Here is a 24,428-nt window from a genome sequence, read left to right as displayed (position 1 = left end):
ACAATGGCACGTATGGGTGCACGTCCGGGTGTGCGTGGACCGGTTGCCGTGGCTGCCGGGGCGGTGGCTGCCGGGGCGGGGCTGTTGATCGTCGATCCCAACGGCCCCGGGTCGGTGTGGCCGCCTTGTCCGCTGTTCGCCCTGACCGGCATCCAGTGCCCGGCCTGCGGCTCCACCCGGATGGTGCACGCGCTGCTGCACGGGGATCTCGCCGCCGCCTGGCAGTTCAACGCCGTCATGCTGGTCGCCGGGCTGCCGTTGCTGGCCTGGCTGTGGGTGCGGTGGTTCCGGTCCGCGCGGCGGGATGAGCGCACGCCCCGGCTCTCGGCCAAGGTGGGCGTGCCGGTGGTGGCCTTGGCCGTCGCCTGGATGTTGGTCCGGAACCTGGCCTAGTCGCGCAGTTTGCGGCCGTTGCTGTCCGTGCCGCCGTTGACCAGCAGGATGATCCCGTCGATCAGCGACCAGATCCCGCACCCGCCGCACGTCAGCAACTGCGCGATGCCGATCCCGGTGTCACCGATGTAGAACCGGCCGATGCCGAACGGCAGGACGAGTTGTAGTACGCCGGCTGCGATGCGGGACTTGTCGGACAACGGTTGGCCGGTCAGCGGGTCCACGCCGAACGGCGCGTTGGGGTTGAAGCCCGGCTGGCCGTAGGCGCCGTAGTCCGGTGTGAAACCCGGCGGTGGGAAACCCGGCGGTGGGAAACCCGGCGGTGGGAAACCTGGCGGTGGGAAACCCGGTGGCGGGGTGGCGTAGTCGGTGGGTGGCGCGTAGTGCGTCTGCGGCGGCGGCAGGAACTGCGGGTGGGGCTGGGGCAGGTCCTGGAACAGGGCCGCCAGTTCCGCGGCGGTCTGGGCGGCTGTCGCGTAGCCGACCCGCTGCTCGTACTCGCCGATCTCCAGACGACCGGCCGCGAAGTGGTCGTTGAGCGCGCTGATGGCCGCTTCGCGCTGCTGGTTGCCGATGCGCACCTGGTGGGGTTCCGACACAGGCCGCAACGCTAACAGCACCACGGCCTCCGTCCAGCCGGAACGCGCCGGCCGACCTACGCTGACCTGGTGCTGGTCGGGATACCGCGAGAGGTCAAGAACCACGAGTACCGGGTGGCGATCACGCCGGCCGGGGTGGTCGAGCTGGTGCGGCGCGGGCACCAGGTGCTGATCGAGGCCGGTGCGGGGGACGGCAGCGCGATCCCGGACGTCGAGTTCACCGCCGCCGGGGCGCGGACCGTGCCGCACGCCGACGACGTGTGGTCCGACGCCGAGCTGGTGCTGAAGGTCAAGGAGCCGGTCGCCGAGGAGTTCCACCGGATGCGTCCCGGCCAGACCCTGTTCACCTACCTGCACCTGGCCGCGAACGCCGACTGCACCCGCGCCGTCGTCGCGGCCGGGATCGACGCCATCGCCTACGAGACGGTGCAGCTCGCGGACGGCTCGCTGCCGCTGCTCGCCCCGATGAGCGAGGTCGCCGGGCGGATGGCCGCCCAGGTCGGCGCGCACTGCCTGGAACGCACCCAGGGTGGGCGCGGTGTGCTGCTGGGCGGTGTGCCGGGTGTCCCGGCGGGCAAGGTCGTCGTGCTCGGCGCGGGGGTGGCGGGGATGAGCGCCGCCGCGATCGCGGTCGGGCTCCAGGCCGAGGTCGTCGTGCTCGACACGAACGTCAACCGGCTGCGGCAGATCGACTTCATCTACCGGGGGCACCTCCAGACCGTCGCGAGCAACGCCTACGAGGTGGAGCAGGCCTGCCGGTGGGCGGACCTGGTGATCGGCGCGGTCCTGGTGCCCGGCGCGAAGGCGCCGACGCTGGTCGACAACCACCTGGTGTCCACCATGCGGGCCGGGTCGGTGCTCGTCGACATCGCCATCGACCAGGGCGGCTGCTTCGCCGACTCGCGGCCCACCACGCACGACGATCCGACGTTCCGGGTGCACGGTTCGATGTTCTACTGCGTCGCCAACATGCCCGGCGCGGTGCCGCACACCTCGACGTGGGCGCTCACGAACGTCACACTGCCCTACGTGACCGCGCTGGCGGACAAGGGTTTCCGGCAGGCCGTGGGGGACGACCCGGCGTTGGCGAGGGGTGTGAACGCGGTGCGCGGCACGATCGTGCAGGCCGGGGTCGCGAAGGCGCACGGCCTGCCGCACGTCCCCCTGGCGCAGTTGTGAGGGACGTGGTCAAGGCGTTCCTCGACCACCTGGCGGTCGAGCGCGGCGCCTCCCGCAACACCCTGGAGTCCTACACCCGCGACCTGCGCCGTTACGCGGAGCACCTGGACGCCCGGAAGATCACCTTGCTGGATGACGTCACCGAGCACCTGGTCGGTGACTTCCTGGCGAGCCTGCGCGAGTCCGGCCTGGCCGAGTCGTCCGCCGCCCGCACCCTGGTCGCGGTGCGCGGCCTGCACCGGTTCGCCCACCTCGAAGGGCTCGCGAGCCACGACCCGGCGCGCGAGGTGCACCCGCCGACCCCGTCGCGCCGGCTGCCCAAGGCGCTGCCGGTGGACGACGTGCTGCGGCTGCTGGACGTGCCCGCGAACCCTCGTGACCGCGCCCTGCTGGAGCTGCTGTACTCCAGCGGCGCGCGGATCTCCGAGGTGGTGGGCCTCGACGTGGACGACGTGGACACCGCCGAGCGGACCGTGCTGCTCGACGGCAAGGGCGGCCGGCAGCGGCTCGTGCCGGTCGGCCGCCCGGCGCTGGCCGCGCTGGAGGCCTACCTGGTGCGCGCCCGGCCCGCGCTGGTCAAGCGGGGCACCCCGGCGGTGTTCCTCAACGCGCGCGGCGGGCGGCTGTCGCGGCAGACGGCGTGGCAGGTGCTCAAGACCGCCGCCGAGAAGGCCGGCATCACCGCGAAGGTCTCCCCGCACACGCTGCGGCACTCGTTCGCCACCCACCTGCTGGAGGGCGGCGCGGACGTGCGGGTGGTGCAGGAGCTGCTCGGCCACGCCTCGGTGACCACCACCCAGGTGTACACGCTGGTCACCGTCAACACGCTCCGCGAGGTCTACGCGACCGCCCATCCCCGCGCGATCGGTGGAACATGAGCCATCCACAGGTACTGTGGGCGAACCCGCTCGGCCGTCAGCCGTTCGGGTGACATCCCGAAGGGGTGACGCCGGAGAGGCCGATCACGTGGAACACAAGCCCCACCCCGGACGCGACAAGCTGGAGGAGCCGTGCCGGTGCCGAACATCGACGAGCCGGAGCCCACAGACATCGAACTCGGCGCGGTGCTGCACGCGCTGAGCGACGCCACCCGGCTGGCGGTGGTCCTCCAGATCGAGGCCGACGGGGAGCGCTGCTGCGGCGCGCTCGACGTGGACGTCGCCAAGTCGACGCTGTCCCAGCACCTGCGCGTGCTGCGGGAGGCCGGCATCACCCGGACCAGGGCGTGCGGCAACCAGCGGTGGGTGTCGCTGCGCCGCGACGACCTCGACGCGCTGTTCCCCGGGCTGCTCGACGTCGTGCTCAAGGCGGCCGACCGGACCGCCGCCGTCCGGTGAGAACTGCTCGCGCCCGGCACGGCGAGGCGCGTTGCTGGTGACCGTCGGTGTGCTTAGGCTGCGCCCAGGCAGAGGACTAGGAATCGGGAAGGCGATGTCGACACCGGAGCACGCGGGCCAGGCGTGGGTCAGCCCACCGCCGCCCACGCCACAGTCCGGTGTGCCGCGCGCGTCGGTCGAGCTGAGTCTCGCCCCGCACGCCGCGCCGGCCGACGAGGACGCCGCCGAGCAGACGGTGGGCGAGATAGGCCCCACCGGACGCCCCCTCCGCTTCGTCGCCGAACCGCCGCTGATCGCGCACCACGGCCCCGCGAAGATCCTCGCGATCTGCAACCAGAAGGGCGGGGTCGGCAAGACCACGTCCACGATCAACCTCGGCGCGGCGCTCACCGAGTACGGCCGCCGCGTGCTGCTGGTGGACTTCGACCCGCAGGGCGCGCTGTCGGTCGGCCTCGGCGTGCACCCGCACCAGCTCGACCAGACGATCTACAACGTGATCATGGAACGCGACGTCACCGTCCGCGACGTGATCATGCAGACCCACGTCGAGGGCATGGACCTGCTGCCCAGCAACATCGACCTGTCCGCGGCGGAGATCCAGCTAGTGTCCGAGGTGGGCCGCGAGCACACCCTGGTCCGCACGCTGCGCCCGGTGATCGACCACTACGACTACGTGCTGGTGGACTGCCAGCCGTCACTCGGCTTGCTCACGGTCAACGCCCTCGCGGCGGCGGACGGCGTCCTCATCCCGCTGGAGTGCGAGTTCTTCAGCCTGCGCGGGGTCGCCCTGTTGATAGACACCATCGAGAAGGTCAGGGAGCGGTTGAACCCGAAGCTCGAGATCACCGGGATACTCGCCACCATGTACGACCCGCGCACCCTGCACTCCCGCGAGGTGATGGCGCGGGTCGTGGAGGCGTTCGGCGACGTCGTGTTCGACACGGTGATCAACCGCACCGTCCGGTTCCCGGAGACGACCGTCGCCGGCGAGCCGATCACGAGATGGGCGCCCCGCTCGGCGGGCGCGAAGGCCTACCGCGCACTGGCGCGCGAGGTGATCGCCCGGTGACCCGACGCCCATCACTGCCGGGCGCGTCCGAACTGTTCCGCCTCACCAGCCCCTCGGTTCTCGACGCCTCCGTGCCCGCCCAGCCCACCTCCGCGCCGACCGGGCAGCCCGCGTCGACTGCGCCGACCGGGCCGTCCGCGACGTTCTCGGACGAGGCTCAGGGACCGCGCCGGGGCACCGGGCGGCAGAAGCACTCCACGAAGATCACCGTGTACGTGTCGGACGAGGAGCTGCTGGCCCTGGAGCGCGCCCGGCTGGAGCTGCGCGGCGAGCACGGCCTCGCGGTGGACCGGGGCCGCGTGGTGCGCGAGGCGATCGCGATAGTGCTGGACGACCTGGAGGAGCACGGCGACGACTCGCTGCTCGTGCGTAGGCTGCGCGAGCGGTGAGCGGTGACGCCCCAGCCGACGAGGTCCCCGCCGAAGTGGTTCCGGACGGCCGCTTCAAGGTCAAGCTGACCAACTTCGAAGGCCCGTTCGACCTGCTGCTCCAGCTCATCTCGCAGCACACGCTGGACGTGACCGAGGTGGCGCTGCACCAGGTCACGGACGACTTCATCGCGCACATCCGGGCGCTGGGCGACCGCTGGGACCTGGACGAGACGACCGAGTTCCTGGTCATCGCGGCGACCCTGCTGGACCTCAAGGCGGCCCGGCTGCTGCCGCAGGGCGACGTGGAGGACGAGGACGACCTGGCGCTGCTGGAAGCGCGGGACCTGCTGTTCGCGCGGCTGCTGCAGTACCGGGCGTACAAGCAGGTCGCGGCGCTGTTCGCGGAGCTGGAGCAGGGCGCGTACCGGCGCTACCCGAGGTCGGTGGCGCTGGAGGTGCGGTACGAGGGGCTGCTGCCCGAGGTGATGCTCGGGGTGGACGCCCGGCGGTTCGCCGAGATCGCCGCCGTCGTGTTCCGGCCCAGGCTGCCCCGCACCGTGTCCACCGCGCACGTCCACCAGCACCGGATCTCGGTGCGGGAGCACGCCGGGCTGCTGCGGGAGCTGCTGGCGGCGCGGGGGACGGCGACGTTCGCCGAGATCGTGGCCGACTGCACCGAGACGATGGAGGTCGTGGCGCGGTTTTTGGCACTGCTGGAGCTGTACCGGGAGCGGGCGCTGGCGTTCGACCAGCCCGACCCGCTGGGCGAGTTGCGGATCACGTGGGTGGGCGGCACTGTCGAGGAGGCCGAGGCGGGGGCCCGTGACGAGGACGAGGAGTACGGGTGACCGAGCCTGAGAACACCACCGAGCCGGACCCCGGCCTGTTCCCCGCGCCTGCCGACCCGGCGCCCGCCGGTGCTGTGTCAGCCGGCCCCGTACCTGTCGGTGCCGCGCCTGTCGGTGCCGCGCCCGCCGACCCCGCGCCCGCCGATGACCCGGCCGAGGCGGCGGAGGAGTCCGGGGTGCCCGACCTCACCGACGACCGCGAGTTCGAGGGCGCGCTGGAGTCCGTCCTGCTCGTCGTGGACAGCCCGATCGACGAGAAACAGCTCGCGGGAGTGTTCGAGCAGCCCGTGAAACGCGTCACCCTGGCCCTGCGCACACTCGCCGACCGCTACACCGAGCAGGGCAGCGGCATCGACCTGCGTAGAATCGGTGACGGCTGGCGGTTCTACACGCGGGACCGCTTCGCGCCATTCGTGGAGAAGCTGCTGCTCGACGGGCAGCGGGCCAAGCTCACCCGGGCTGCCCTGGAAACCCTCGCCGTCATCGCCTACCGGCAGCCCGTCACGCGGGCCCGGATCGCGGCGGTGCGCGGGGTGAACGTCGACGGGGTGATCCGCACGCTGGTCGCGCGCGGGCTCATCGCCGAGACGGGCACGGACTCCGACACGGGTGGGCTGCTCTACCGCACGACCGAACTGTTCCTGGAGCGGTTGGGGCTGTCGTCGCTGGACGACCTGCCGCCGATCGCCCCCCTCCTGCCCGAAGTGGATGCGATCGACGATGTCTGACCAAGGACCCGAAGGGATTCGGCTCCAGAAGGTGCTCGCCAAGGCGGGCATCGCCTCCCGCCGCGTGGCCGAGGAGCTCATCGAGCTGGGCCGCGTCCAGGTCGACGGCGAGGTCGTGCGCGAGCAGGGCCGCCGGATCGACCCGGAGACCGCCATCGTGCACGTGGACGGTGTGCGGGTGGTGCTCAAGGACGACGTCATCACGCTGGTGCTGAACAAGCCGCGCGGCGTGCTGTCGACGATGCACGACGACGCGCACCGGCCGTGCGTCGGCGACTACCTGCACAACCGCAAGGAACGCCTGTTCCACGTCGGCCGGCTCGACGCGGACACCGAGGGCCTGCTGCTGCTGACCAACGACGGCGACCTCGCGCACCGCCTGATGCACCCGTCCTACGGCGTGTCCAAGACCTACCTGGCCGAGGTGCCGGGGCCGGTCGCGAAGGACGTCGGCAAGCGGCTGCGCGCGGGCATCGAGCTGGAGGACGGGCCGGTCGCGGTCGACTCGTTCAAGCTGGTGTCCTCCGCGCCCGGCCGCGCGCTGGTGGAGGTCGTCATCCACGAGGGCCGCAAGCACATCGTGCGCCGGCTGCTGGAGGCGGTCGGCCACCCGGTGGAGAGCCTGGTGCGCACGGCGGTCGGCGAGGTGCGGCTGGGCAACCAGCGGCCGGGTTCGATGCGGGTGCTCAACCGCCAGGAGGTCGGCTCCCTGTACAAGGCGGTCGGGCTCTGAGAAGCGGTCGGGCTCCGGCAGGGGTCGGCGCGCCGGGCGTGGCAGTCGGGTGGTGAAGCGGAAGGCGCCTGGTGGGTCTCCCCTCATCCACCACCAGGCGCCTCCCTCCCCCGCGGAGCCCCTCCGGCTCACGACCCCCATTGCTACGGCACCCGGGTTGTTCAGGGTCAGGACGTGGACGCTGAACAGGCTTCTCTGAACAATCGGCCCCCGAGACCGAGGGGGCGCGATGGCCAGACGGGAGAGCCCGTTACACCAGGACGCGGGCGAGCTGGGCGAGTTCGCCGACCAGCTTCGCCGGCTGCGGGAACAGGCAGGCAGCCCCACCTACCGGCAGCTCGGCAGGCTGGCGCACTACTCGGCGGCGGCGCTGTCCGAGGCCGCGAACGGGCGCAAGCTGCCCAGCCTCGCGGTGACCCTGGCCTACGTGCGGGCCTGCCGGGGAGACGTCGGCTGGTGGGAGGCGCGGTGGCGGGAGCTGTCCGCCGGCGAGGGTCGGCCCCCGGTCGCGGACGGCTGCCCTCCGTACGCGGGGCTGGCGCCGTTCCAGGTCGGTGACGCGGACCGGTTCTTCGGCCGGGACCGGCTGGTCGGCGAGTTGACCGACCTGGTGTGCCGGCGGCGGTTCGTCGGGGTGTTCGGCGCGTCCGGCTCGGGCAAGTCGTCGGTGCTGCGGGCCGGTCTGGTGGCCCGGGTCCGGCGGCCCGCCGTCGTGCTCACCCCCGGCGCGCGGCCGGTGGAGGAGCTGGCCGTGCACGTGGCCGCGTTCACCGGCAAGCCCGCCGGCGGGCTGGCCGCCGAGTTCGCCGCCTACCCGGAGAACCTGCACCTGCGGGTCCGGCAGCAACTGGTCGGCACGGACGACGACCTGCTGCTGGTCGTGGACCAGTTCGAAGAGGTCTTCACGCTGTGCCGGGACGACGCGCGGCGGAACGCGTTCATCGCCGCCCTCACCACCGCCGCGGCCATCCCGACCAGCCGCACCAGGGTCGTGCTCGGGGTGCGGGCCGACTTCCTCGGGCACTGCGGGCGGCACCCCGAGCTGGTGGAGGCGTTGCGCGGCGGGCACGTGCTGGTCGGTCCGATGACCGCCGACGAGCTGCGCGAGGCGATCGTCGAACCGGCCGTCGCGGTCGGCTGCAAGACGGAGACCGCGCTGGTCACCCGCCTGGTCGCGGACGCGGTCGGCCGGCCCGCCGTGCTGCCGCTGGTGTCGCACGCCCTGCTGGAGACGTGGCGGCGGCGGCGCGGGGTGGCGTTGACGCTGGCCGGCTACGAGGAGGCGGGCGGCGTCGAGCACTCCATCGCGCGCAGCGCCGAGCACGTCTACCTGGGCATGGGCGAGCGGCAGCGGGCCGTCGCCAAGGAGGTGTTCCTGCGGCTCATCGCGGTCGGCGAGGGCACCGACGACACCAAGCGGCGGGTGGCGCGGGACGAGGTCGACCACCCAGAGGTGCTGGCGGTGCTGGCCGACGCCCGGCTGGTGGTGCTGGACCGGGACACCGTGGAACTCGCGCACGAGGCGTTGATGCGGCGCTGGCCCCGGCTGCGCGACTGGATCGCCGAGGACCGCGCCGGGCTGCGGGTGCAGCGGATGCTGACCGAGGCGGCCCGCCTGTGGGAGTCGCTGGACCGCGACCCCGGCTCGCTGTACCGGGGGACGCGGCTCGCGCTGGCCCGCGAGTGGGCGGCGGGCAGCGGCGCCCGGATGACCGGCGCCGAGGTGCGGTTCCTGGACGCGAGCATCCGCGCGGAAGCCGCCGTGACCGCTACCGAGCACCGGCGCACCCGCCGGCTGCGGCAGCTCATCGGCGTGATGGGCGTGCTGCTGCTGTTGGCGTCCCTCTCCACGTTCCGCGCGTTCCAGGCCGAGCGCACGGCCACCGAGCAGCGCAACCTCGCGCTGGCCCGCAAGGTCGTCAACGAGGTCACGACGCTGCGGGCCGCCAACCCGGCGCTCGCGGTGCAGCTCACCCTGGCCGCCCACCGCCTCGCGCCGCTCCCCGAGACCCGTGACGCGCTGTTCGACTCGCTCGCCACGCCCTACGCGACCCGGATCGACGCGGTGCGCGACATCGCGGTCAGCCCGGTCCGGTCGCTGCTGGCCGCCGTGGAGGAAGGGGTGCGCCGCGAAGGCCGGCTGTGGGACCTGACCGATCCGCACCGCCCGAGCCGGCTCGGCGTGCTGGACGGGCACCCCGGCGGGGTGCACGCGATGGCGTTCAGCGCGGACGGCCGGTCCATCGCCACCGCCGGCAGCGACGCCGTGTGGGTGTGGGACCTGGTCGACGCCGGTCGGCCGGCGGTCGTGCTGAAGTTCGCGCACCCGACGGTCACCGAAACGCCGGTCGCGCTCGCGTTCGCCCCGAACGGCCGGTTCCTCGCCACCGGCTACCGGTCCCACCCGCCCGCGCTGTGGGACATCTCCGACCCGAGCCGTCCGGTGCTCGCCGCGTCACCGGGCGGCGACCACTCGCCGTCGGTGGCGTTCCTGACCGACGACCTGCTGATCGCCGCCGACGGCCCGCACGCGCGGGCGTGGCGGCTGTCCGACCCGGCCGCGCCGGTCGACTTCGCGTGGCACGGCGGGCGGGTCGCCGCGATCGCGGTCAGCGAGGACCGGAGGACGGTGGCCACGACGGGCGAGGACCGCGTGGTGGGCCTGTGGGACCTCGCCGACCCGGCCCGCCCGGTCCGGCTGGCCACCGTCGAGCAGCACGCCGACGCGGTCCGGTCGGCGGCGTTCGGCGCGGGCGGGCGCAGCCTGATCACGGGCGCCGACGACCGGACCGCCAAGCTCTGGGACCTGGCCGACCGGACCGCGCCGACCGGGATCGCCACCCTGGACGGCCAGCCCGGCGGCGTGCACGCGGTCGGCTTCGCGGCGAACGGCCGGGTCGTGGTCACCGCGGGCGCGGACGGCGCGGCCCGCCTCGTGGACGTCGCCGACCTGCCGATGGCACAGCCCACCAGGCTGCGGTCGATCGTGGTCGGCACCGACCGGGGCATCGCGGCCACCATCGACGTCGGAGGCGTGCTGCGGCTGGTCGACATCTCCGAACCACGCGTGCCGCGCACGGCGTGGCCGCTGCTCCGACACCCCGGCCAGGTGCGGGCCGCCGCGCTCAGCCCCGACGGCGAGCACCTCGTCACCGTCGGCGCCGACGACTCCGCGGTCCGGGTGTGGCGGACCACCAACCCGGCCGTGCCCGACCTGGTCGGCGAACTGCCCGGCGGCCGGTCGGTGGCGTTCGCCCCGAACGGCCGGACCTTCGCGATAGGGGGCGTCGACGGCCGCACCCGCCTGGTCAGCCTCGCCACCCTGGAGGTGGTGTCCACCCTGGGCCGCTCGGCGGTCGGCGGAGCGGACGACCGGGGCCGGGTCACCGCGCTGGCCTACGACCGGACCGGCGTCCGCCTGGCGATCGCGCGGGCCGGCGACCGGGTGGAGGAGTGGGACGTGGCCGACCCCGGGCGGCCGGTCGACCGGTCCAGCGCCTACCCGCCGAGCGTGCAGGTCCCGTCGATCGCCGTAGGACCGACCGGCGAGCCGCTGACCGTGGAGGAAGGCGGCAACGCGGTCCTGTGGCGACACCGGAAAGCCGGTTCCGGTGTCGACGGGGGAACCAGGCCGCTCACCCCGCCCGTGCCGCTGCTGGCCGACGCGCGGTCGGTGGTGGTGAACGGCGACCACGCGGCCGTCGCCGGCACGGACGGGAAGGTCCGGCTGTTCGACATCGCGGACTCGTCCGCACCACGCGAGGTGGCGGCGTTCTCCGGCCACCAGGGCGAGGCGGCGACGGCGGCGTTCGCACCGGACGACCGCACCCTGGTCAGCGCGGGCGGCTCGGTCATCCGGTTCTGGGAGACGGACGCGGCCAGGGTGGAGGCGAAGATCTGCGCCACCGCCCACCCCAGACTGACCGCCGAGGACTGGCGACGCTACTTCCAGGACGTGCCGTTCACCCCACCGTGCCGTTAGGACCGCGCCGAGGCAGGCAAGGACGCCCAGCGCCGCCCGGGAGCTGTCCTTGCCGGATGGAGGTGGCGGTGTCGCGAACTGCCCGGATACCGTGAAACGGTGATCTTCTGGCTCAACGGCGGGTTCGCGGCGGGGAAGACGACGCTGGCACAGGAGCTGCACCGACGGCTCCCGGACGCGGTCGTGTACGACCCCGAGGACGTCGGGATCATGCTGTGGAAGTGGATGCGGCCCAACGAGGACTTCCAGGACCTGCCGAGCTGGCGGGAGCTGGTCGTCGCGACGGCGCTGTCGCTGCGCAGGCACCACGCGCACACGCTCATCGTGCCGATGTCGCTGGTCCGCGACGCCTACCGGACGGAGATCCTCGGCGGCCTGGCCGACGCGGGCGAGGAAGTCCTGCACGTCTTCCTGGAGGCGGACGCCGACGTGCTGAGGGAGCGGCTCAGCGCCCGCCCCCCGCAGGTCCCCGGCGATCCGGAGTCCGCCCGGACGGCCCTCGAATGGGCCCTGAGCAGGCTGGACCCGGCCGCCGGCGCCCGCCAGCCGGACGGGACGGTCGTGCTGCGCTCGGACCGGCTCACCCCGGCCGAACTGGCCGACGAGGTGCTGGCCGCAGGCCACCGGCGGACCGGACCGGAGCAGTGAAGATTCGTGACAGTGATTTGCCGTGCACGCATTGTCGCGACAGGGCCTGACTCTCTAGATTGAGCCGGGTTGGCTGGCGTTGATCAACTGGAAGTAGGCGTTGCGCGTGCGTGCGCTCACCCGAGGACTGCTCGGTGTGGCCGGGTTCCTCGTCGTCTGGGAGCTGTTCGGCCGATCCCGGCTGGTTCCCGCGGAATATCTGCCGCCACCCTCGGTGGTGGGGGCCGAGTTACTCGAGTTGCTCGGCGACGAGGCGTTCTTGCGCGACATCGTCGCGACCGTGCTGGCGCTGCTGATCGCGATCGGACTGTCGGTCGGCATCGCCGTCCCCTTGGGACTGGTGCTGGGCAGCGTCCCGGCCGTCCGGCAGGCGACCCGCGCCGTGGTCGAGTTCCTGCGGCCCATCCCGTCGGTGGCGTTGATCCCGCTGGCGATCCTGGTCCTCGGCATCGGACCGGAGATGAAGATCGCGCTCGCCGTGTACGCGGCGGTGTGGCCGATCCTGTTCAACACCATCTACGCGCTCGACGAGCTGGACCCCCTGCTCGTGGAGACGGCCCGCGTGTTCGGCACCGGCCGGGTGCGGGTGCTGTTCTCCGTGGCGCTGCCCAGCTCGCTGCCGTTCGTGCTGACCGGCATCCGGCTCGCCGCCACGACGTGCCTGGTCGTGCTGGTGAGCGTGGAACTGCTCGCGGGCGGCTCCGGTGGCCTCGGGCAGTTCATCATGGAGGCGCGCAGCGGCTCCGGCCGCATGGACCTGGTCCTCGCCGGGACCGTGGTCGCGGGCGTCATCGGGTTCGCCGTCAACGAGGGCCTGGAACGCGCGCAACGTCGTTGGGTCGCGTGGAGTTCGGTCACCGGAGGACGGTCATGACCCGGTTCTTCCAGCGCTGGGCGGTGTTCGCGGGCCTCGTCGTGGTCTGGGAGCTGCTGACCTGGTTGGCCGACGACACGTTCTTCCCGCGTCCCACCGTGATCGCCGAAGCCGCCCGGACGCTGTGGCTGTCCGGTCCGGCCGATCGGCTGTTCCTCGGCGACACCGTGTTCGAGCACGTGGTCCCGAGTGTCGGCAGGCTGCTCGCCGGCTGGGGCATCGCCGCCCTGGTCGGCGTCTCGCTCGGCGTGGCGCTCGGCCGTTCCGCGACGGCCATGGAGTTCGCCGGGCCCCTGCTGACGTTCCTCCGCTCCATCCCCCCGCCGGCGCTGGTGCCGGTGTTCCTGCTGGTGTTCAACGTCGGCACGCAGATGCAGCTCGCGACGATCGTGTTCGGCGTGCTGTGGCCGATCCTGCTCAACAGCGTCGACGGCTCCCGCAGCGTCGACGCGACGAAGTCCGAGACCTCGGCGGTGTTCCGCATCCCCAAGGCGCAGTGGATCCTCGGTGTCGTCCTGCCGGCCGCCGCACCGAAGATCTTCGCCGGGCTGCGGGTCAGCCTGTCGCTGTCCCTGGTGCTCATGGTCGTCTCGGAACTGGTCGGCACCGACAACGGGATCGGGTCGCAACTCCTCGTCGCCCAGCGGGAGTTCGACTTCCCCGACATGTGGGCCGGGATCGTCCTCTTGGGAGTCCTCGGCTACGCCCTCAACACCGTGCTCCTCGCGTTCGAGCGCCGGGCCCTCGCCTGGCAGCCGAAGCGGGAGCGCACCCCCGCGACGGTGGAGGATTGACATGACCGCGATGCTTTCCGTGGCCGAGCTCGGCCATACCTACCAGGCGAAGGACGGCGCGCACACCGCCATCGCCGACCTGTCGTTCACGGTCGGCGCGGGCGAGCTGGTCTGCGTCGTCGGCCCTTCGGGCTGCGGCAAGTCCACGCTGCTCCGCACGATCTCGGGCCTAATCCGCCCGACGCAGGGCGCGATCGCCCTGCACGGCAACGCCGTCCACGGCGTGCCGGACGACCTGGCCGTGGTGTTCCAGGACTACAGCCGCTCGCTGTTCCCGTGGCTGTCGGTGCAGAAGAACGTGGAGTTCCCGCTGCGCCGGTCGCTGGGCCGGCGGGCGCGCCGGGCCCGTGCCGCCGAGGCCCTGGAGTGGGTGGGCCTGGCCGGGGCGACCCGCAAGTACCCGTGGCAGCTCTCCGGCGGCATGCAGCAGCGCGTGGCCATCGCGCGGGCCCTGGCCTACCGGCCCGCCCTGCTGCTGATGGACGAGCCGTTCGCGTCGGTGGACGCGCAGACCCGGTTCGAGCTGGAGGACCTGCTGCTGAAGGTCAAGAACGAGCACGACACCACGGTGCTGGTGGTCACCCACGACATCGACGAGAGCGTGTACCTGGGCGACCGCGTCCTGGTGCTGTCCGGGTCGCCCGCCTCGGTGGTGGCGGACCTGCCGGTCGACCTGCCCGCGCGGCGCGACCAGATCACCACGCGCGAGTCGGAGGCCTTCGTGGCGCTGCGCGGGGAAGTGGCGCGGCTGCTGAACGTCGGCAAGGGCGCGGAGCAGCGCCGGCCGCGGCGGAAGGCGAATGAGCACTCGGCCGCGAAATGGGCCGAGGCGGAACGGGCCGAGGTGTCGCGCACGGAAGCACAGGACCGCGCGGCCACTTCCTGACGGTATACCGCGACATTCGCGGGGCGGGTGATCCCCGATACCGCGCGGCCGTTTCGCGACGGCATACCGCGGTGTTGACGGGCGGGCGATTCCCGATCCGGCCGGCTTTTCCCGCAAGCTGTGTCGGGTCGCCCGCCTTTCGCTTTCGCGGGGCGGGCGACCGCCGTTCAGGGGCCGACGTAGTTTTGCGCGAAATACCCGGCGGAGGCGCCGGACCCGATGAGGTGTTCGAGTCGCGCCTGCCCCAACCGGCTCAGGAACGGCTCCGGCGAGCGGTGGATCATGAAGACCATCCACTGCGAGAACTCCTGCGCACGCCACACCCGGCGCAGGCACACCTCCGAGTACGACCGCAGTCCGGTGTCGTCACCCGTACGGTGGTACCCCGTCAGTGCGGTGGCGAGCACCTCGGCGTCGTGCAAAGCGAGGTTCATTCCCTTTGCGCCGACCGGCGTGATGATGTGCGCCGCGTCGCCGAGCAGGTACAGGCTGCCGTGGTTCATCGGTTCCACCACGTGGCTGCGCATGTCCAGGATGCGCTTCTCGATGATGCGGCCCTCGGTCAGCGACCAGTCGGAGTCGCGCAGCGCGAGCCGCTTGTGCAACTCGGCCCAGACCCGTTCGTCCGACCAGTTGTCCACGGTGTCGTCCACCGGGACCTGGAGGTAGTACCGGGAAACCGTCGCGCTGCGCAGCATGTGCCCGGCGAAGCCGTCCGGGTGCAGCGCGTAGATTACCTTGTGCGTCGACGGCGGCGCCTCCGCGAGGATGGACAGCCACTCGATGCCGTGCTGGTGGGAGAACTCCTGGATCGCGCCCGGCGGGATGCTGCGCCGCGTCACGCCGTGGAAGCCGTCCGCCCCGGCGATGAACGCGCAGTCCAGCTTCTCCCGCGTGCCGTCGGCGGTAGTCCAGGTCAGCGACGGTGCCGGGCTCTCGATGTCGTGCAGCGCCACGTCCTGGACGTCGAACCGGACGTCCCCGCCGCCGTTGACGAACGCGGCCACGAGGTCCTTCACGACCTCCTGCTGGGGGTAGACGTAGTGGGTCTGCCCGTCGTACAGCGACGAATAGTCCACTTCGTAGGCCTGCCCGTCGACCCGGAATTCACAGGCCCCGTGGCGGTCCGCCTCCTGGAGCAACCGGTCCGCCAACCCGTGCCGGCTCAGCATCTGGACGGCCCGGTGCTCCATGACGCCCGCGCGGGGACGGGTCTCGATGTACTCGCGGCTGCCGCGTTCCAGTACCACACAAGGGATTCCGGCCTGCTGGAGCAGGTTGCCCAACGTCAGGCCGGCCGGTCCCGCTCCGACGATTCCCACCGGACGGCGGTTGCTCTGTCCGGCCCATTCCCCATCAAGATCGCTCACCGAGTACCCCAACCTCTGGACAGCCTGTGCAAAGATGCTCACCGAAGGTAGTGGATCAGCCTTCAAGTGTCGGTCGACTGGGGTCTTGCCGAACCACCGAAGTCACTTTGAGTGGTTCTGCTCGGCCCTGTCGCCCGTGCATCCTGCCCCCGCAATGTCGCCACTCCAACAGGAGATGCCCCCCATGACTCGTAGAGTCGGCCTCTCGGCAAGAAGGATCATCGGCGGTCTGTCCGCGATCGCGATGCTCGCCGTGGTCTCCGGCTGTGGTCTGCTCGGTGGTTCCGAGGCCAAGCCCACCGACGCCGCCGCAGCTCCGGGCAAGGTCGAGCAGGCCAAGATCAAGCTTGGCCTGCTCCCGATCCTCGACGTCGCGTCGGTGCACGTCGCGATCAAGAAGGGTTACTTCAAGGACGAAGGTCTGGAGATCGAGCCGATCTCGATCCAGGGTGGCGCCGCGGCCATCCCGGGTCTGATCAACGGCGAACTCGACATCACCTTCGGCAACTGGGTCTCGTTCTTCGCCGCGGAGGCCAAGGACGCGGCCAAGGGCGTGGACGGCCTGAAGCTGATCAACGACGGCTACCAGGCCAAACCCGAGATGTTCCTGATCCTCACCGGCCCCGACTCCACGGTCAAGTCGCCGAAGGACCTGGCCGGCAAGACGATCGCGATCAACACGTTCCGCAACATCGCCGAGCTGACCGCGAAGGCGACCCTCGAAGCGAACGACGTGGACCCGAAGTCCGTGACCTTCAAGGAGTTCGCGTTCGGGGACATGCAGGCGGCGGTGCAGAACAAGACCGTCGACGCCGCGTTCATGGTGGAGCCGTTCATCAGCAAGGCGCAGCGCGCGATCGGCGCGGTCAGCGTGCTGGACGCCGCGTCCGGCCCGACCGACGGCATCCCGGTCGCCGGCTACGGCACGACCGGGAAGTTCGCCAAGGAGAACCCGAACACCGTCGCCGCGTTCCAGCGCGCGATGGCCAAGGGCCAGCGCGACGCCGCCGACCGCCCCACGGTGGAGCCGCTGCTGGTCGAGTACGCGAAGGTCGACAAGGAAACCGCCAGCCTGGTTCACTTCGGCGAGTTCCCGACCACGCTGGACGCCACCCGGTTGCAGCGGGTCGCGACCCTGATGAAGACCTATGGCTTGCTGGAGAAGGACTTCGACGTCAAGCCCATGCTGGTCACCGCTTCCGGCGGCTGAGCCGCGGCCTCGGGGGAGCCCGGAGACGGGCTTCCCCGAGCAGTTTCCCGCTGGTCGGCAGCATGAAAAACCTTGAACCCGGGTTAGCGATCGTTTAGCCCGGCGCACTTGACCTCGCGGGACAATGGTTGATTTGCAAAATACCGCTGTTCTCGTCCGAACGGCGGTATGAGGACCGGGGATTTTCCACCAAGATCCACCGGGTTTGTAGGGATGTTCGTCAACTGGCTGGGGGGCTGGGGAGTGTGCTGACGGTGCGCGGTCACGATGACCACGCCTCCGGGAGAGATCCGGAGCGGACTGGACCCGACAAGGCCGCGGACGCCGTTCCGCCCGACTCGGGTCCGGGCACAGGCACCACCGCACCCGCCGACCGGGGCATCTCCCGGTGGCGGCTGCGCAACTGGAGACTGCGCAGCAAGCTCGCCGTGGTGCTGCTGGTGCCCGCGCTGAGCACGCTCGCCCTCGCGGGCCTGCGGCTCAACACCCAGCTCGACGACGTCGAGCTGTTCGGCAAGGTGCAGCGGGAGCTCCAGCTCTCCGCCCAGGCCGCGGCCGTCTCCGACGCGCTGCAACTGGAGCGCGACGCGGCCGTGTGGTTCGTCGCCGGCGGCCGGGCCGACAACAGCGGCGAGCTGACCACGCGGTCCGCGAAGGTCGACACGGAGGTCGGCAAGTACCGCGATGTCGCCGCCGCCACGTCGGGCGTCGAGGACAGCGTGCTCGACTCGTTCCAGAAGTCGCTGCAGTCGCTGGACGGCCTGCCCTCGCTGCGCAACACCACGCTGACCACCAGGTACCCGGACATCTCGGTGGCCAGCGCGTACACCCAGATCCTCAGCGCCCTCGCCCAGGTGCAGCGCGCCACCGCGAGCAGCCTGAGCAACGAGACGATCACCCCGCTCTCCGGCGCCAACCTCGCGCTGTACGGCGCGAAGGAGCAGCTCTTCCAGCAGAACGCCATCCTGCTGTCCACGGCGAAGCGCGGCGAGTTCGCGCCGGGCCAGGTCAACGCCCTGCGCGCCGCCCAGTCCCGGTTGGACGCGGCGCTCACCGACTTCGCCAACACCGCGAGCCAGGAGAACCGCCAGCGGTACTCCGACGTGGTGTCCGGGGCCTCGGTGGACGCCCGCAGCCGGCTGGTGCAGCTCGCCCTGGTGCAGCAGGAGGAGACCGACGAGGTGTCCATCTCGGACGCCGAGGTGATGCGGGTCGGCGAGGAGACCGCCGCCCTCATCCGGACGGTCGCGATCGACATCGAGCAGCAGGCCGACCGCGCGTCGGTGGACCTGACCGAGATCGCCCGCGGGGCCGCGTGGCGGGACGCGGCGCTGGTCGCCGTCGCGCTGCTGATCGCGTTCGCCCTCATGGCGTTCGTGGCGCGGTCGATGCTGACGCCGCTGCGGGTGCTGCGCCGCTCCGCGATGGACCTGGCCCGCAACCGCCTGCCGGAGGCGATCAAGCGCATCCGCACGCACCGCGACCCGTCGCGGGCCGCGGAGGAGTCGCTGGTGCCGGTGCCGATCCACACCACCGAGGAGGTCGGCCAGGTGGCGCGGGCGTTCGACGCCGTGCAGCGCGAGGCCGTGCGCCTCGCGGTCGAGCAGGTGGCGCTGCGCGCGAACGTCAACGACATGTTCATCAACCTCTCGCGCCGCTCGCAGGCCCTGGTCGAACGGCAGATCACCGTCATCGACCGGCTGGAGCAGGACGAGCAGGACCCCGACCAGCTCGCCAGCCTGTTCGAGCTGGACCACCTCGCCACCCAGATGCGCCGCAACAGCGAGAACCTGCTGGTGCTCTCCGGCACCACGGTCAACCGCCGGGTCACCCGGCCGGTGCCGATCGCCGAGGTGCTCGGCGCGGCGGTGTCCGAGGTCGAGAAGTACGCCCGCGTCCAGGTCGCGCCCGCGCCGGAGCTGAGGGTGCAGGGCCGCGTGGTCAACGACCTCGCGCACCTCATCGCCGAGCTGCTGGACAACGCCACCGCGTTCTCCAAGCCCACCACCAAGGTCACCGTGCGGGCCATCGAGACCCGCCGCGGCGAGGTGTCCATCCGCATCCACGACCGCGGCGTGGGCATGCAGGAGCAGGACATCATCGACTCCAACCACAAGCTCGCCGAACCGCCCGAGGTCGACGTGTCGGTGGCGCGCGAGATGGGCCTGTACGTGGTCGGCCAGCTCGCCAAGCGGCACGAGATCCGGGTGACGCTGAGCAACAACGACGACATAGAGGGTGGCGTGACCGCCCAGGTCGTGCTGCCGGTGTCGCTGCTGCACCGCGGCCCCGAGCCGGCGCAGGCCCGCCCCGCCACCCCGGCGCTGCCGCACCGCCAGGCGCCGCTGGAGCTGGAGGCGAGCGGGGGCGGCGTGCTCGCCGGCGTGCCGAAGTGGACGCCGGACCAGCCTCCCGCGTCGTTCGGCCGCCCGGACGCGACGCCCGCGCCGTTCCTGTCGCCCGCCGAGTCGACGCCCGCGCCGTTCCCGCAGGTGGTGTCCACGCCGGCGGAGGACAGCACGAACTTCTTCCAGGTCGAGCAGACCCCGGCGGCGGACCTGTTCACCGCCACCGTGGTCGAGACCGTGGCGCCGCCGTCGCGCGAGGACGCGCCCGACTACTCCTACCCCGGTTCACCCGCCCCGCCTCCGCCGCCGATCGTCGTCGAGGAGGACGACGCGTCCACTCAGCGGCTGCCGATCTACGAGGACGTGCTGTCGCGCTGGTTCCAGGGCGGCGAGGCGGCGGAGGCGGCGGTGCGGGAGAAGTCCCACGAAGAGGTCCCGCCGGAGTCCCCGGCGGAGAGGACGATGTTCGCCGACCGGCTGGACTTGGTCGGACCGGACAACGCGTCCGAGCAGACCGTGTACGCGGACCGGGTGGACCTCGTCGGCGAACCCGACCAGCCCGCGGAACGGGTCGAACCGGAGCCCACCGCCGCCGGCCTGCCCAAGCGGGCGCCCGCGCCGTCCCCGGTGCCCGCCGCCGCCAACCCCGGCCCAAGCTGGGGCCCGGCCGACGACGGCTGGGCCGCCGCCGGCAGCGTGCTCAAGTCCTCGGTGGACGACACCACCACCGCGGGCCTGCCCAAGCGGGTGCCCAACGCCCGCCTGATGCCCGGCTCGCTCACCGCGCCCGCGTCGTCGCGCCCGGCGTCGACCCCGTCGTCCGCGAACGGCAGCTCGGCCTCCGCCGCGGGCGTCACCACCGCGCCGCCGCGCCGGTCCGCCGACCGCCTGCGGCAGCGGCTCGCCACCTACCAGCGCGGGGTCCAACTCGGCCGTGAGAACGCCGACGACAACGGGATGCCCTGGGAGGGCCTGCCGTTCGGCAACGGAGACAACCCCGGCAACCAGACCAAGGAGCAGAAGTGACCACCGCAGCCGAAGAACTCGACAACTTCAGTTGGCTGGTCGACGACTTCGTGAGCCGGGTCGCGGGCGTGGCGCACGCGATCGTGGTGTCCGCGGACGGCCTGTTGCTGGCGTCCTCGGAACGCCTGCCGATCGACCGCGCGGAGCAGCTCGCCGCGGTGGCGTCCGGCCTGGTCAGCCTCAACCTCGGGGCGGCGCGCTGCTTCGAGGCGGGCGACGTCAAGCAGACCGTGGTGGAGATGGAGCGGGGCTACCTGTTCCTGATGTCCATCAGCGACGGGTCCTGCCTGGCCGTGCTGGCCGCGCCGAACTGCGACATCGGCCTCATCGGGTACGCGATGACCCGGCTGGTGGAGCGGGTGGGCGTGCAGCTCACCCCGGAGATCCGCTCGCGGCTGCACGTCGCGATGCGCGGGTGAGACGCCTTCCGGGGCATCACTTCGGGGCACTACTAGGGAAAGCGGAAGCAACATGAGCGGTGGTGCTCCCGAACGGCCGGGCACACCGAGCCTGACGGTCACGTCGACCAAGATCGTGGTCGCCGGCGGCTTCGGCGTCGGCAAGACCACGTTCGTCGGCTCGGTGTCGGAGATCGTGCCGCTGACCACCGAGGCGGTGATGACCGAGGCGAGCGTCGGCGTGGACGACCTGTCCAACACGCCGAACAAGATGACCACCACGGTGGCCATGGACTTCGGCCGGGTGTCCCTGGACCAGGACCTCATCCTGTACCTGTTCGGCACGCCCGGTCAGCACCGCTTCTGGTTCATGTGGGACGACCTGGTGAAGGGCGCGATCGGCGCGGTCGTGCTGGTGGACACCCGGAGGCTGTCCGACGCGTTCGCGTCGATCGACTTCTTCGAGGACCGCGAACTGCCTTACGTGGTCGGCGTGAACTGCTTCGACGGCCTGCTGCACCACCGCATCGAGGACATCCGGGAGGCGCTGACGATCGACCAGTCGGTGCCGATCGTGCCGTGCGACGCGCGGAACCGGCAGTCGACCAAGCAGACGTTGATCACGTTGGTGCAGCACGCGATGCGGCAGCCGACGTTCGCCTGAGGCCTTTGCCGCCGGTGGGGTCGTGGGAAATCCCCGTGACCCCGCCGCCGTGTTCGGCCAGACTCGGTGTGTGCCTGACTCCTACGAAAGCGAAGAACTGGCCGCGCTCTACGACACGATCAACGCCTGGGGCCCGAGCGACGACTTCTACCTCGACCTGGTGATGTCCGCGTCCTCGGTGCTGGACGTGGGCTGCGGCACCGGGCTGCTGCTGAAAGCCGCGCGTGACGCCGGGCACCCCGGTCGGCTGTGCGGGCTGGACCCGGCGGACGGGATGCTCGCGCAGGCGCGGGCGCGGGCCGACATCGAGTGGGTGCGAGGCGATCTGGGCACCACGTCCTGGGACCACGAGTTCGACCTCGTGGTGATGACCGGGCACGCGTTCCAGGTGCTCCTCACCGACGACGAGGTGCGGGCGACGTTCACCGCGATCCGGCGGGCGTTGGAGCCGACCGGGCGGTTCGCGTTCGAGACGCGCAATCCCGCGCTGCGGCCGTGGGAGCGGTGGACGCCGGAGAACGCCACCGAGATCACCGATCCGAACGGTGCGCGGGTGACCGTGGCGCACGAGGTGGAGAGCGTCGTGGACGGTGTCGTGCGGTTGAGCGAGACGTTCAGCGGCCCGCGGTGGCCGGAACCTCAGGTGAGCCGGGGATCGCTGCGGTTCCTCGACGCGGGCGAGGTCGACGGGTTGTTGGCGGACAGCGGGTTGTCGGTCCACGCCCGGTTCGGCGACTGGGACCGCGGCGGGTTCGGCGACGACAGCCGCGAGATCATCACCATCGCACGGCCAGGTCCGCTCCCGGCGTCCCGCTGATCACCAGGGCGCCGGCCGACCGGAGCATCGGCACCAGCATCGCGAGCGCTTCGCGGGCCAGCGGCTCGTCCGGCGGCTCGTCCAGCTCGACGCCGTGCAGCGCGTGCCGCCGCACCAGGGCGAGTTCCCGCAGGCCGCAGGTGAATCCGTGCAGCAGCCGGCGGACACCCATGTCCGCCAACGTGGTCAGGTTGTCCTCCAGCGCTTCCGACCAGCTCGCCAGACAGGCCGCGTCCAGGCTCAGCCAGAGCCGGTCCGGGGCGAGGCCGGAGGTCCGCACCGCCTCCGCGACCACCGCGGCCAGGTCCGGGTCGCGTGACTGGTCGGCGGAGAGCCGCACGATGACCGGCAACTCCTCCGCCGCCGCGAACGAGCACGCCTCCTCCAGCAGCCACGCGCCCAGGTGCCCGCTCAGCCCGAGGGTGTCCGCGAAGTCCAGGCACTCCTCGTGCCCCACGACGCCGAACTCGGCCTCGTCCCAACGAAGTCGCGCCGCCACCGCCACCTGCTCGCCGTGTTGTTCGTCTCGCTGTTGTTCGCCGCCGTGTTGCTCGCCGCTGTGCTGTTCGTCGCCGTGCGGCGGTTCGCCGACCCGGATCACCGGTCGGTAGTCGATGGCGATCTCGCCGTTCTCCAGGGCTCTCGGCATGGTGGCGATCAACGACAGCCGGGTGCGGTCGCGGGCGTCCTGGCCGGCGTCGTAGATGCCCCACTGCCCCTTGCCGCCGCTCTCCGCCCGCCGCAGCGTGCTGTGCGCTTGGCGCAGCAGGGACATCGCGTCCAGGCCCTGCGCCGTCGTGCGCACGAAACCCATGCCCGCCGACACCCCGACACCGTGCCCGGACAGGTAGACCGGTTCGGACAGCTCCGTGTCGATGGCCTCGGCCAGCGCGGAAATGCTCGGTGTCGCGGGGGAATCCTCGATCAGCACGACGAACTCGTCACCGCCGATCCGGGCCACCGTCGCGTTCTCCCCGGCCACCACGGCGGTCAGCCGCCGCGCCACCACCCTCAGCAGCTCGTCGCCCGCCTCGTAGCCGATGCCGTCGTTGACGATCGCCACGCTGTCCACGTCCAGGTAGCACAACGTGATCGACCCCGGCTGGCTGAGCGCCCCCTCCAGCTTGGGCAGGAAGCTCTGCCGGTTCGGCAGCCCGGTCAGCACGTCGTGCAGCGCCTGGTGCCGCAGGTAGTCGCGCAGCATCCGCTGCTCGGTCACGTCCTCGATCACCGCGATGCGGCACTTCGGCCGCCCGTCCGCGTCGCGCACCAGCGACAGCGCCACCGTCGTCCACATCGGATCACCCAGCGGACCGGTGAACCGCAACTCGGTCCGCGCCTCGTCCCCGGACGCCCACGCGGACCGCAGCGCGGCCAGGTCGCCCGGCTCGAACAGCTCGTCCGGGTCCGGACCGGCGTTGCCCTCGGCGTGCCCGAGCATCCGCACCAGCGCCGGGTTCGCCTCCACCACCCCGCCGTCCAGGTCGAAGATCGCGATGCCCGCCGCCGACGACGTGAACAGCCGCCGGAACCGCGCCTCGCTGTCGTGCAGGTCCTGCCGGGCCCGCGCCAGCGCCGCCCGCACGTCCTCCTGCTCGGCGAGGGCCTGTCTTCGCACGCCGTGCGCGTACCCGGCGGCGACCGCGCCGAGCACCGCCGCGACCCGCTCGGGCGGCGCGTCGGCCAGCGCCGCGCCCAGCACCTCGATGCTGCACCGGAGACTCGTCGGCCCGGTGAACCGCGCGGACACCAGCCACTCGCCGACCTCCGCCGCCCCGTCCGGCCGGAACTCGGGCGCGGCAAGGATTTCCAGCAGCCGTTGCACGTCGTCCGCCAGGTGGGTGCGGATCGCGGGCCGGGCCATCGGCACCCGCGCGCTCGCGAGCAGGGCTTCGGTCCACGACTCGGCGCAGGTGGCAACGGCCGCGGAAGGGCCTTCCGAGGCTTGCTGGTCCGGTGCCGAGTCGGTCATCGCGTGAGGCGGAAAGTGTGGTGCATATGATCAGTTCCGCAAATCTTGCGGACCCGGCACGCCTCACGTCAAGGCTTGCGGCCGACAACCTCGCACCGAGTGGCACATCCGGCGTCGGGAAAGCACGCGGCCGGCCCCGTGCTTGAGGTGATCACCCTCGGGCGCGAGGCCGGCCGTGCCTG

At 71.9% G+C, this 24,428-nt stretch carries 22 protein-coding genes; 19 read left to right on the top strand and 3 right to left on the bottom strand.

Features of this window, described 5'->3' with window-relative positions; all coding sequences use genetic code 11:
* The first annotated feature begins 12 nt into the window (after window positions 1-12).
* Window positions 13-393 carry a DUF2752 domain-containing protein gene (locus ACQPZF_RS31235; RefSeq protein ID WP_433263090.1) on the top strand — a complete coding sequence of 127 codons (381 nt, stop codon included), beginning with the start codon at window positions 13-15 and terminating at the stop codon, window positions 391-393.
* Here ACQPZF_RS31235 and ACQPZF_RS31230 read toward each other — a convergent pair.
* Complete coding sequence (locus tag ACQPZF_RS31230) at window positions 390-992, bottom strand: DUF1707 domain-containing protein (protein ID WP_433263088.1); 603 nt, start codon at window positions 990-992, stop codon at window positions 390-392. The two genes, ACQPZF_RS31235 and ACQPZF_RS31230, sit on opposite strands and share 4 nt — an antisense overlap.
* 69 nt (window positions 993-1,061) lie before the next feature.
* Between ACQPZF_RS31230 and ald the strand changes: the two genes are divergently transcribed.
* From ald to ACQPZF_RS31165, 13 genes are all read left to right on the top strand, one after another.
* Window positions 1,062-2,171 carry an alanine dehydrogenase gene (gene ald / locus ACQPZF_RS31225; RefSeq protein WP_433263086.1) on the top strand — a complete coding sequence of 370 codons (1,110 nt, stop codon included), beginning with the start codon at window positions 1,062-1,064 and terminating at the stop codon, window positions 2,169-2,171.
* On the top strand, window positions 2,168-3,049 hold the full coding sequence (xerD, locus tag ACQPZF_RS31220) for a site-specific tyrosine recombinase XerD (protein WP_433263084.1): 882 nt from the start codon (window positions 2,168-2,170) through the stop codon (window positions 3,047-3,049). Before ald ends, xerD begins: the two co-directional genes overlap by 4 nt.
* A gap of 132 nt (window positions 3,050-3,181) precedes the next feature.
* Window positions 3,182-3,508 (top strand): ArsR/SmtB family transcription factor, encoded by a 327-nt coding sequence (locus tag ACQPZF_RS31215; RefSeq protein WP_433263082.1) that lies wholly within the window; start codon window positions 3,182-3,184, stop codon window positions 3,506-3,508.
* 94 nt (window positions 3,509-3,602) lie between these two features.
* Window positions 3,603-4,577, top strand: a complete 975-nt coding sequence (locus ACQPZF_RS31210) for a ParA family protein (RefSeq protein WP_433263080.1) — start codon at window positions 3,603-3,605, stop codon at window positions 4,575-4,577.
* A complete protein-coding gene (locus tag ACQPZF_RS31205) occupies window positions 4,574-4,966 on the top strand; it encodes a hypothetical protein (protein WP_433263078.1) in 393 nt (130 codons plus the stop codon). The genes ACQPZF_RS31210 and ACQPZF_RS31205 overlap by 4 nt, the downstream gene beginning before the upstream one ends.
* Window positions 4,963-5,796: a segregation and condensation protein A gene (locus ACQPZF_RS31200; protein WP_433263076.1), complete on the top strand. Its 834-nt coding sequence runs from the start codon at window positions 4,963-4,965 to the stop codon at window positions 5,794-5,796. The genes ACQPZF_RS31205 and ACQPZF_RS31200 overlap by 4 nt, the downstream gene beginning before the upstream one ends.
* Entirely contained in the window at window positions 5,793-6,524 is a 732-nt protein-coding gene (scpB, locus tag ACQPZF_RS31195) for an SMC-Scp complex subunit ScpB (protein WP_433263074.1), read from the top strand. Before ACQPZF_RS31200 ends, scpB begins: the two co-directional genes overlap by 4 nt.
* Window positions 6,517-7,257 (top strand): pseudouridine synthase, encoded by a 741-nt coding sequence (locus ACQPZF_RS31190; protein ID WP_433263072.1) that lies wholly within the window; start codon window positions 6,517-6,519, stop codon window positions 7,255-7,257. Before scpB ends, ACQPZF_RS31190 begins: the two co-directional genes overlap by 8 nt.
* 229 nt (window positions 7,258-7,486) lie before the next feature.
* Window positions 7,487-11,239 (top strand): helix-turn-helix domain-containing protein, encoded by a 3,753-nt coding sequence (locus ACQPZF_RS31185; protein WP_433263069.1) that lies wholly within the window; start codon window positions 7,487-7,489, stop codon window positions 11,237-11,239.
* Between the two features lie 99 nt (window positions 11,240-11,338).
* Window positions 11,339-11,887, top strand: a complete 549-nt coding sequence (locus tag ACQPZF_RS31180; RefSeq protein ID WP_433263067.1) for an AAA family ATPase — start codon at window positions 11,339-11,341, stop codon at window positions 11,885-11,887.
* A 106-nt stretch (window positions 11,888-11,993) separates the two neighbouring features.
* On the top strand, window positions 11,994-12,761 hold the full coding sequence (locus ACQPZF_RS31175) for an ABC transporter permease (RefSeq protein WP_433263065.1): 768 nt from the start codon (window positions 11,994-11,996) through the stop codon (window positions 12,759-12,761).
* Window positions 12,758-13,555, top strand: a complete 798-nt coding sequence (locus ACQPZF_RS31170; RefSeq protein WP_433263063.1) for an ABC transporter permease — start codon at window positions 12,758-12,760, stop codon at window positions 13,553-13,555. Before ACQPZF_RS31175 ends, ACQPZF_RS31170 begins: the two co-directional genes overlap by 4 nt.
* 1 nt (window position 13,556) lies before the next feature.
* Entirely contained in the window at window positions 13,557-14,441 is an 885-nt protein-coding gene (locus ACQPZF_RS31165; protein WP_433263061.1) for an ABC transporter ATP-binding protein, read from the top strand.
* 167 nt (window positions 14,442-14,608) lie between these two features.
* On the opposite strand, the gene ACQPZF_RS31160 is transcribed toward ACQPZF_RS31165, so the two are convergent.
* The gene (locus ACQPZF_RS31160) at window positions 14,609-15,763 is read right to left on the bottom strand and encodes a 4-hydroxybenzoate 3-monooxygenase (RefSeq protein WP_433263059.1); all 1,155 of its coding nucleotides are present in this window, start codon (window positions 15,761-15,763) and stop codon (window positions 14,609-14,611) included.
* A 232-nt stretch (window positions 15,764-15,995) separates the two neighbouring features.
* On the opposite strand from ACQPZF_RS31160, the gene ACQPZF_RS31155 reads away from it, so the two are divergent.
* The 5 genes from ACQPZF_RS31155 to ACQPZF_RS31135 all read left to right on the top strand — a co-directional run bounded on the left by ACQPZF_RS31155 (window position 15,996) and on the right by ACQPZF_RS31135 (window position 22,274).
* On the top strand, window positions 15,996-17,021 hold the full coding sequence (locus tag ACQPZF_RS31155; RefSeq protein WP_433263056.1) for an ABC transporter substrate-binding protein: 1,026 nt from the start codon (window positions 15,996-15,998) through the stop codon (window positions 17,019-17,021).
* A gap of 254 nt (window positions 17,022-17,275) precedes the next feature.
* Window positions 17,276-20,395 carry a nitrate- and nitrite sensing domain-containing protein gene (locus ACQPZF_RS31150; protein WP_433263054.1) on the top strand — a complete coding sequence of 1,040 codons (3,120 nt, stop codon included), beginning with the start codon at window positions 17,276-17,278 and terminating at the stop codon, window positions 20,393-20,395.
* The gene (locus tag ACQPZF_RS31145) at window positions 20,392-20,814 is read left to right on the top strand and encodes a roadblock/LC7 domain-containing protein (RefSeq protein ID WP_184696067.1); all 423 of its coding nucleotides are present in this window, start codon (window positions 20,392-20,394) and stop codon (window positions 20,812-20,814) included. Before ACQPZF_RS31150 ends, ACQPZF_RS31145 begins: the two co-directional genes overlap by 4 nt.
* Window positions 20,815-20,866: 52 nt before the next feature.
* Entirely contained in the window at window positions 20,867-21,457 is a 591-nt protein-coding gene (locus tag ACQPZF_RS31140) for a GTP-binding protein (protein WP_433263051.1), read from the top strand.
* 70 nt (window positions 21,458-21,527) lie between these two features.
* On the top strand, window positions 21,528-22,274 hold the full coding sequence (locus ACQPZF_RS31135) for a class I SAM-dependent DNA methyltransferase (protein ID WP_433263049.1): 747 nt from the start codon (window positions 21,528-21,530) through the stop codon (window positions 22,272-22,274).
* Here the strand turns inward: ACQPZF_RS31135 and ACQPZF_RS31130 are convergent.
* Complete coding sequence (locus tag ACQPZF_RS31130; protein WP_433263047.1) at window positions 22,234-24,246, bottom strand: diguanylate cyclase domain-containing protein; 2,013 nt, start codon at window positions 24,244-24,246, stop codon at window positions 22,234-22,236. The genes ACQPZF_RS31135 and ACQPZF_RS31130 overlap by 41 nt on opposite strands.
* Window positions 24,247-24,428: the final 182 nt, after the last annotated feature.

The sequence above is a fragment of the Actinosynnema sp. CS-041913 genome, assembly GCF_050942485.1.
Lineage (GTDB): Bacteria > Actinomycetota > Actinomycetes > Mycobacteriales > Pseudonocardiaceae > Actinosynnema.
Note: the sequence above shows the minus strand (reverse complement) of the source record. Positions and strands in the feature narration are given on the sequence as shown.